General features: G+C 63.5%; 1 protein-coding gene and 1 pseudogene. Both read right to left on the reverse strand.

The annotated features are described in order from the left end of the window. Positions 1-135, reverse strand: a pseudogene (locus QZH66_RS16160) (NAD(P)(+) transhydrogenase (Re/Si-specific) subunit alpha); the annotation flags it as partial. A gap of 185 nt (positions 136-320) precedes the next feature. After that, the gene (fba, locus tag QZH66_RS16165; RefSeq protein WP_305806908.1) at positions 321-1361 is read right to left on the reverse strand and encodes a class II fructose-bisphosphate aldolase; all 1041 of its coding nucleotides are present in this window, start codon (positions 1359-1361) and stop codon (positions 321-323) included. Between the last annotated feature and the right edge of the window lies 1 nt (position 1362).

Genomic DNA, 1362 nt, shown 5'->3' on the forward strand with positions numbered 1-1362 from the left:
CACGCTGGCGGCGACGCCCGCCTGCGCCTGGACGCGCACCGTGTGCCCTTGGGCCTTGAGTTTCTTGACCGTCTCGGGGGTCGCGGCGACCCGGGTCTCCCCCGCCAGTGTTTCAGCGGGCACGCCAATCAGCATGTATGTCTCCTCATTGTGTTGGTCAGCTCTACAGACTGACCGCAAGCTTACATGAAGAAACTTTTATGGCTGGCGCTTATTGCTGATGCAAAAAGAACTTTTCCGCGCGAACACGACAGAGTTGCCGCAAAAAAAAGGCCGGGCCACGCGGATACGCGCGGCCCGGCGATCGTCGCCGTGCGGTGTCAGTGGATCACTTGTGCCAGGGCGCCCGATGCGTACTGCGCGGCCACCACCTGCAGGCTGTGGCCCTTGATTTTTGCGCCCTGGCCTTCGCAGCCGAACTCGAGGTAGCGCTGCTTGCAGATGGCCTTGGCGGCCTCGCGCGCAGGCTTGAGCCATTCGCGGGCGTCGAACTTGTCGGGGTTTTCGAACAGGAACTTGCGCACCGCGCCGGTCATGGCCAGGCGGATATCGGTGTCGATGTTGATCTTGCGCACGCCAAACTGGATGGCCTTCTGGATCTCCTCGACGGGCACGCCGTAGGTTTCCTTCATCTTGCCGCCGTACTGGTTGATGATGGCCAGCAATTCCTGCGGCACCGACGAGGAGCCATGCATCACCAGATGGGTGTTGGGGATGCGCTGGTGGATGGCCTGCACGCGGTCGATGGCCAGAATGTCTCCGGTGGGCTTGCGCGAGAACTTGTAGGCGCCGTGGCTGGTGCCGATGGCAATGGCCAGGGCGTCGAGCTGGGTGCGTTTGACGAAGTCGGCGGCCTGTTCGGGGTCGGTCAGGAGCTGCTCGCGCGTCATGACGGCGTCGGTGCCGTGGCCGTCTTCCTTGTCGCCCTGCATGGTTTCGAGCGAGCCGAGGCAGCCCAGCTCGCCTTCGACGGTGACGCCCAGCTGGTGCGCCATGTCCACGACCTTGCGGGTCACCTCGACGTTGTACTCATAGCTGGCAATGGTCTTGCCATCGGCCTCCAGCGAGCCGTCCATCATCACCGAGCTGAAGCCCAGGGCGATGGCGCCCCGGCATACGTCGGGGCTTTGTCCATGGTCCTGGTGCATCACCAGCGGGATGTGGGGATAGGCTTCGACGGCCGCCTGGATCAGGTGCTTGATGAACGCCTCGCCCGCATACTTGCGCGCGCCGGCACTGGCCTGCAGGATGACGGGCGCACCCGTTTCATCTGCGGCAGCCATCACGGCCTGCACCTGTTCGAGGTTGTTGACGTTGAAAGCCGGAATGCCGTAGCGGTTTTCAGCAGCGTGGTCGAGCAGT

Origin of the sequence: Stenotrophomonas sp. YIM B06876, from assembly GCF_030711595.1 — a bacterium.
Classification (GTDB): domain Bacteria; phylum Pseudomonadota; class Gammaproteobacteria; order Xanthomonadales; family Xanthomonadaceae; genus Stenotrophomonas.